The sequence below is a fragment of the Thermomonas sp. genome (genome assembly GCF_019104945.1).
GTDB lineage: Bacteria > Pseudomonadota > Gammaproteobacteria > Xanthomonadales > Xanthomonadaceae > Thermomonas.
Genome location: NZ_JAHRWW010000025.1, coordinates 26,778 through 33,514, shown reverse-complemented (window position 1 = coordinate 33,514; position 6,737 = coordinate 26,778). Strand labels below are relative to the sequence as shown.

Here is a 6,737-nt window from a genome sequence, read left to right as displayed (position 1 = left end):
CCTGCCGGAAGGCGTGGAAATGGTGATGCCGGGTGACAACATCAAGATGGTGGTCACCCTGATCAACCCGGTGGCGATGGACGAAGGTCTGCGCTTCGCGATCCGTGAAGGTGGTCGCACCGTCGGCGCCGGCGTGGTGGCGAAGATCATCAAGTGATCTAAGTTCACGCGAAAGCGATGATCTACAAGGCCCCTGCTCAGTGATGAGCGGGGGTTTTGTTTTTAGGTCAACTTAGGGGCTATGCCAAAAGAGCCTTGTGATTTGGGCAGTAGTTCGGCACGGTAGCCGTACTATGTCAGAGTGGGTAAGTTTCATGGCAAGCGTTTTGCGCTTTGGTTTTGTGATGGCGTGTTGGCTCGTGATAGGGGTGGCGCTCGCGCAAACCCCATCTCCGCGTGCGCATTTTGGTTTCGCCATCGGCGATGATTACCAGCTTGCAAACTATGATCAAACCGAGGCCTATTTTCGCAAAGTGGCTGCAAGTTCTGACCGTTTCCGCCTTGTGGAGATGGGGAAAACGTCGGAAGGGCGTTCGCAATGGATGCTGATTGCTTCCGCGCCTGAAAATCTGGCGCAGCTGGATCACTATCGCGATATTTCTGAACAGCTGGCGCGCGCGCGGGTGGATGCGAATGCCGCCGAGCAGCTTGCTTCCGTTGGTAAGCCTGTGGTGTGGATCGACGGTGGTCTGCATGCTAACGAAACGGTAGGGGCGCACCAACTCATCGAAACGGTGTGGCAGCTAGCCTCGCGCCAGGACGTCGAAACCAAGCGCATTTTGAAAGACGTCATCATTTTGTTAGTGCACGCCAATCCTGATGGCCAGCAGATGTATTCGGATTGGTATATGCGCGAGCCGGTTCCAGAAAAACGCAAGCTAGATACTCCACAACGGATGTATCAAAAATACGCCGGGCATGATAACAACCGCGATTTCTACATGGCGGCCCTGCAAGAAACCCAGAACATGAATCGGGTGATGTACACGCAGTGGTATCCGCAGATCGTCTATAACCATCATCAAGCCGCGCCTAAAGGTACGGTGATTGTGTTGCCACCGTACCGCGATCCGTATAACTACAACATCAATGCAATGATTCCGGTTGAGCTAGAGGCCATAGGCTCAGCGATGAATCTTCGCTTCCTGCAAGAAGGTAAGACGGGCGCTGTCTCCAAGCGCGGCAGCGTCTATTCCACGTGGTGGAACGGCGGCCTGCGCACGATGCCGTATTTCCACAATATGCTCGGCATTCTCACTGAGATCGTGGGTAACCCCACGCCAATGGAGATGCCTTTTCTTGTTTCTCGGCAGCTGCCTGACAGCAATCTGCCTGCGCCGGTGGAGCCGCAGCTGTGGCACTTCAGGCAGTCCATCGACTATAGCTTGGCGGCTAATTGGGCGGTGCTGGACTATGCTTCGCGTAATAGTCAGCAGCTCTTGCTCAACGCCTACCGTATGGGGCGCGACGCCATTGAGCGCGGCCAACGTGATAGCTGGACGCCTAGCCCGTCTGCATTGAAGCAAGTGCAAGAGGTGCTTGCAGAAAAAGCAGAGAAAAAAGTAGATGAAGTCAGTGCTGCACAGCTGCACGCGTTACTTTATCGCCCGGAGCGGCGCGACCCGCGTGGCTATATCTTGTCGGCGGATCAACCTGATTTTTCCACGGCGGTGAAATTTATCAATGCACTGCAGTTGGCGGGCATTGAGGTGCAGCGTGCACGTGCGGCGTTTAGCGTGGCTGGGAAGCGCTACCCTGTTGGTTCTTATATCGTGCGCGCCGATCAAGCCTTCCGCCCGCATGTGCTGGATATGTTTGAACCGCAAGATCACCCGAATGATTTTGCGTATGTTGGAGGCCCGCCGATTGCACCTTATGACTCTGCAGGCTGGACGCTTGCGCTGCAAATGGGCGTGCAGTTCGACCGCATTCGCGATGCATTTAGTGGCCCGTTTGAACCAGTGCCGGTGGGCGAGATACAACAACCGCCGCGTAGTGTATTGCCCAAGGCGACGCAAGGGTATGTACTTGACGCGCGCAGCAACGATAGCGTTTTGCTAGTCAATCGGCTGCTCAAAGCGGGTGTTGCGGTAAGGCGGCAGGCCAATGCACCGGGCAATTACATCATTCCGCAGTCAGCGCAGGGTGTGCTCGCGCAGGCGCTACAAGGTGTTGGTGTTGAGTTGCAGGCCGCGCCGCGCAGTGTAGGAGATACCGAAGTTGTGCGTGCGCCGCGGATCGCACTCTGGGATCACTACGGTGGCTCGATTGTGTCGGGTTGGACGCGTCTCGTGCTGGAGTCGTTTGGTTTTGCGTACGACGTGCTGTATCCCAAGCAAATTGATCAACCCGGTTTGCGCAAGCGCTATGACGTATTGATTCTGCCCAGTGGCGCACTGCCGCTGCCAGAATCGCTGGCGGTGGCGGGCAAAGCCGGACGCAAGGTGAAGTCGCAAGATGCCGCCACGATTCCGGCGCAGTATCAGTACATGTTGGGCGAATTGGATAACCAAGACACGCTGCCAGCGCTACGTACGTTCTTGGAGCAGGGTGGGCATATCGTGGCGACGGGCTCGTCAAGTGGCCTTGCAACGCTGCTCGGCCTGCCGGTGCAAAGCCATTTACGCGTGAGTGATGGCAAAGGCCAGCTGCGCGCATTGAGCGACCGCGAGTACTACATCCCCGGCAGCGTATTGCAGGTGGCCGTTAATACAGAGATCCCCGTGGCCTTTGGCCTGCCCAAGCAGTTAGACCTGTATTTTTCCGACGGCCGCTGGGATAACGCGCCAGTATTTGATCTTCCAAAAGAGCGCACCGACATCAAGCCGATTCTTTGGTTCGACAATGCCACTCCGCTGCGCAGTGGCTGGGCGTGGGGGCAGCAGTATTTACAAAACGGCGTGCTCGCCGCGCAAGCGCGTATCGGCAGTGGGCGGCTCACCTTCTTTGGTACCGATATTACATTCCGCGCGCAGGCGCATGGCGCTTTCAAACTGCTCTTCAATAGCCTCATGCAAGGCGAGCAGGCGAATGCCGCGCAGCCAGACGGGGTTAAATAAATCCAGCAATGGGGCGTACTTGCGCGGCAGTTTTAGTTGTGCCAGAATAGTGAACTCACTGCTCCCCTTTGCTGGGAGTGGTACGCGAAAAGAAGCGCAGGACGCACTTCGTGTTCGCCAGACAAGGATAAAGTCGCGTGGCAAGGCCTCGTCCGTTCCGGAACTTTCCGGAGCATATCGGCGGGGCCTTTCGGCGCGTTCAGGATTCTTGTTTGTGGTTTTGGTTGGGCTGGATGCTCGGAATATGCGGTAAAAATTGTTGTAACTCGTTGTTTTCACGGGGTGTGGCGCACTAACGCCGTCGCACCTGTCGCTCTTTAGATATGAGGCATTTCTCCCATGGCGGACCAAAAGATTCGCATTCGGCTGAAAGCATTCGATCATCGCCTGATCGACCGCTCGGCCAGTGAGATCGTTGAGACGGCTAAGCGGACCGGCGCGCAAGTGCGTGGCCCGATCCCGCTGCCGACCAAGATCGAACGCTACACCGTTCTGGTGTCCCCGCACGTCGATAAAGACGCGCGTGACCAGTACGAAACCCGCACGCATAAGCGCGTGCTTGACATCGTAGACCCCAACGACAAGACCGTAGACGCGCTGATGAAGCTCGAACTCGCGGCTGGCGTTGATGTCCAGATCAAGTTGACCTGAGGAGACCGAAGATGAGCGCGAAGAAATATTCGCTCGGCATCGTCGGTCGCAAGGCCGGCATGAGCCGCATGTTCACCGAAGATGGCAAGTCCATTCCGGTGACCCTGATCGAAGCGACGCCGAACCGTATCACTCAGATCAAAACCCTCGAAGTTGACGGCTACACCGCTGTGCAGGTTACTGCAGGCGTGAAGCGCGCCAGTCTGCTCAGTAAGCCGGCGACCGGTCACCTGGCCAAGGCCAAGGTGGAAGCGGGTCGTGGCCTGTGGGAACTGCGCGTTGAAGCTGACCAAATTGGCGGCTTTGAAGTGGGTGGTGAAATCAAGGCTGACATCTTCAGCGAAGGCCAGATGGTCGACGTGCAAGGTGTGACGAAGGGTAAGGGCTTCCAGGGCACGATCAAGCGCTGGAACTTCTCCATGGGTGATGCCACCCACGGTAACTCGCTGTCGCATCGCTCGCCGGGTTCGATCGGTCAGCGCCAGACGCCGGGCCGCGTGTTCCCGGGTAAGAAGATGGCCGGTCATATGGGCCACGTCACCCAGACCACGCAAGGTCTGCAGGTGGTGAAGGTTGACGCTGAGCGTGGCCTGATCGCCGTGCGTGGCGCGGTCCCGGGTGCGCCGGGTGGCGACGTGATCGTTCGCCCGACGAGCAAGGGAGTCTGATCATGGAACTTACTATCAATGGCGGCGCGAAGCTTGCCGTTTCTGAAGCGGTGTTCGGTCGCGCGTTTAGCGAAGATCTGATTCACCAAGTGGTTGTGGCTTACCGCAACGCAGGTCGTGCTGGCACCAAGGCGCAGAAGACCCGTTCGGAAGTCAATGGCACCACCAAGAAGTCGAAGAAGCAGAAGGGCGGTGGCGCACGTCACGGCGCGCTGACAGCTCCGATCTTCGTGGGTGGTGGCGTGACCTTTGCGGCCAAGCCGCGCAGCTTTGCGCAGAAGGTCAACCGCAAGATGTACCGTGCAGCGATCGCCTCGATCCTGTCTGAGCTGAACCGTCAAGGCCGTATCACTGTGGTTGAGAGCTTCGATATCGAAGCGCCGAAGACCCAGGGTTTAGTGGCCAAGTTGGCTGAACTCAAGGCCGGTAAGCGTCCGCTGATCGTGACCGAAGAAGCGACCGACAATCTGTACCTGTCTGCGCGCAATCTGCCTTATGTGCAGGTGCGTGACGTGCAGGGTCTGGATCCGGTTGCGCTGGTCGGTGCCGACACCGTTCTGGTGACCACCGATGCGGTGAAGAAGATCGAGGAGTGGCTGGCATGAGCGCCGCAAACTTGTACGAAGTAATCCGCGCACCGCGCGTGTCTGAAAAGACCGCTCGTCTGCAGGAAGTCTCTAACCAATACGTCTTTGAGATCGCGAAGACCGCTACCAAAGCTGACGTCAAAGCAGCCGTGGAAACGATCTTCTCCGTCAAAGTTGAAGCTGTAAACGTCGTGAACGTGAAGGGTAAGTCCAAAGCCTTCCGTAACCGTCAGGGCAGCCGCAATGATTGGCGCAAGGCGTACGTCACCCTGGCCGAAGGTCAGGCGATTGACGTCATGACCGTCTCGGCCTGAGGAATATAATCATGGCATTGATGACATTTAAGCCTACCTCCGCTGGCCGCCGTAGCGCGGTTCGTGTGAAGACCCCGGATCTGCATAAGGGTGCTCCACACGCGGCGCTGGTAGAAAAGCAAAGCAAGACCGGTGGTCGTAACCACCACGGTCGTATCACCACCCGTCACATCGGCGGTGGCCACAAGCAGCATTACCGCATCATTGACTTCAAGCGCGATAAGGAAGGTATTCCGGCACGCGTTGAGCGCATTGAATACGATCCGAACCGCACTGCGCACATCGCTCTGTTGTGCTACGTGGACGGCGAGCGTCGTTACATCATCGCGCCCAAGGGTCTGAAGGCGGGCGATCAAGTGATCGCAGGTTCGGATGCGCCGATCAAGACCGGCAACTCCCTTCCGCTGCGTAACATTCCGGTGGGTTCCACCATTCACTGCATCGAAATGAAGCCCGGCAAGGGCGCTCAGCTGGCCCGCGCTGCGGGTGCAGGCGTGCAGTTGGTGGCGCGTGACGGTGTGTATGTCACCCTGCGTCTGCGTTCGGGTGAAATGCGTAAGGTGCCGGCTGAATGCCGTGCGACCATTGGCGAAGTCAGCAATGACGAACACGGTTTGCAGAAGTTGGGCAAGGCCGGTGCGTCACGCTGGCGCGGCGTCAAGCCCACCGTTCGCGGTGTGGTGATGAACCCGGTTGACCACCCGCACGGCGGTGGTGAAGCCAAGGCCGGTCAGGGTAACCCGCACCCGGTCACCCCGTGGGGTGTGCCGACCAAGGGTTACAAGACGCGCCACAACAAGCGCACCCAGCAGTTCATCGTGCGCGACCGTAGGAGCTAATCGGATATGGCACGTTCACTTAAAAAAGGCCCGTTCATCGACCACCACCTGCTCAAGAAGGTGGAGGCCGCGGGTAGCAGCAAGAAGCCGATCAAGACTTGGTCGCGCCGTTCGACGATCCTGCCGGATCTCATCGGACACACGATTGCCGTGCATAACGGCAAAACCCACATCCCAGTGCTCGTCAACGAAAATATGGTTGGCCATAAGCTGGGTGAGTTCGCAGTGACCCGTACGTTCAAGGGTCACGGCGGCGATAAGAAGTCGAAGTAAGGAGATGACAATGGAAGCGAAAGCAATCCTGCGCACCGCGCGCATCTCCGCCCAGAAGGCCCGTCTGGTCGCTGACCAAGTGCGTGGCCTGCCCGTGGCGCGTGCGCTCGACCTGTTGAAGTTCTCGGACAAAAAAGCTGCTGGCATGATCTACAAGGTCGTGTTCTCCGCTGCTTCGAATGCCGAAAACAACAACGGTGCCGATGCAGATGCGCTGAAGGTCAAGACCATCATGGTCGATGAAGGTCCTGCGTTGAAGCGCTTTATGGCGCGTGCAAAGGGCCGTGGCACGCGCATCTTGAAGCGCACCAGCCATATCACCGTGGTCGTGGGCGAGGGCAAATAA

At 57.8% G+C, this 6,737-nt stretch carries 8 protein-coding genes and 1 pseudogene; all 9 read left to right on the top strand.

The window, feature by feature from the left end; all coding sequences use genetic code 11:
• Positions 1-157: pseudogene (locus tag KUL77_RS07010) on the top strand (elongation factor Tu); the annotation flags it as partial.
• A 157-nt stretch (positions 158-314) separates the two neighbouring features.
• Positions 315-3,059 (top strand): M14 metallopeptidase family protein, encoded by a 2,745-nt coding sequence (locus KUL77_RS07005; RefSeq protein ID WP_297144980.1) that lies wholly within the window; start codon positions 315-317, stop codon positions 3,057-3,059.
• 339 nt (positions 3,060-3,398) lie between these two features.
• Positions 3,399-3,710, top strand: coding sequence for a 30S ribosomal protein S10 (gene rpsJ, locus KUL77_RS07000; protein ID WP_005408208.1), 312 nt, complete (start codon positions 3,399-3,401; stop codon positions 3,708-3,710).
• 11 nt (positions 3,711-3,721) lie between these two features.
• Entirely contained in the window at positions 3,722-4,378 is a 657-nt protein-coding gene (rplC, locus tag KUL77_RS06995) for a 50S ribosomal protein L3 (RefSeq protein ID WP_297144975.1), read from the top strand.
• A gap of 2 nt (positions 4,379-4,380) precedes the next feature.
• Positions 4,381-4,983: a 50S ribosomal protein L4 gene (gene rplD / locus KUL77_RS06990; RefSeq protein ID WP_297144973.1), complete on the top strand. Its 603-nt coding sequence runs from the start codon at positions 4,381-4,383 to the stop codon at positions 4,981-4,983.
• Positions 4,980-5,279 (top strand): 50S ribosomal protein L23, encoded by a 300-nt coding sequence (rplW, locus tag KUL77_RS06985; protein WP_297144970.1) that lies wholly within the window; start codon positions 4,980-4,982, stop codon positions 5,277-5,279. The genes rplD and rplW overlap by 4 nt, the downstream gene beginning before the upstream one ends.
• A gap of 11 nt (positions 5,280-5,290) precedes the next feature.
• Entirely contained in the window at positions 5,291-6,118 is an 828-nt protein-coding gene (gene rplB / locus KUL77_RS06980; protein WP_297144967.1) for a 50S ribosomal protein L2, read from the top strand.
• Between the two features lie 6 nt (positions 6,119-6,124).
• Positions 6,125-6,391: a 30S ribosomal protein S19 gene (gene rpsS, locus KUL77_RS06975; RefSeq protein ID WP_297144964.1), complete on the top strand. Its 267-nt coding sequence runs from the start codon at positions 6,125-6,127 to the stop codon at positions 6,389-6,391.
• A 10-nt stretch (positions 6,392-6,401) separates the two neighbouring features.
• The gene (rplV, locus tag KUL77_RS06970; RefSeq protein WP_297144962.1) at positions 6,402-6,737 is read left to right on the top strand and encodes a 50S ribosomal protein L22; all 336 of its coding nucleotides are present in this window, start codon (positions 6,402-6,404) and stop codon (positions 6,735-6,737) included.